Source organism: Veillonella sp. ZSJB6 (assembly GCF_051549505.1).
In the GTDB taxonomy this organism is placed as follows: domain Bacteria; phylum Bacillota; class Negativicutes; order Veillonellales; family Veillonellaceae; genus Veillonella.
Genome location: NZ_JBPUGE010000050.1, coordinates 1 through 272 on the forward strand (window position 1 = coordinate 1; position 272 = coordinate 272).

Annotated in this window: 1 protein-coding gene; it reads right to left on the reverse strand. The window is 64.0% G+C overall.

Annotated elements, in window-relative coordinates; translation table 11 throughout:
* Positions 1–202: hypothetical protein (locus ACSV5T_RS09850; protein ID WP_438320994.1), on the reverse strand; the 202-nt coding region annotated here is incomplete at its 3' end.
* Positions 203–272 lie beyond the last annotated feature (70 nt).

Sequence of the window (272 nt, forward strand, 5' to 3'; positions counted from 1 at the left end):
TCATCGACAGGGTGAAGCCCTTCACCCCATAGCCATAGAGGCGCAGATTGCGTTGTTCGGTCTCGGCCAGGCGCGCCTCGATGGTCGCCTCGTCGCCGTGGTCGGCCAGCAGATCGACGAACCGCGCATGGGTCAGGCGGAAGATCGTCTCGTTGTGCCAAAGGGTGTCGTCGGCATCCAGGCCGACCGTGGTGATGCTCATGCCGCGCCCCTATCATGGGATGCGGCGCGAAGGGAGACGTGACGAATGGATCGAATGCGATCGTCGGGGG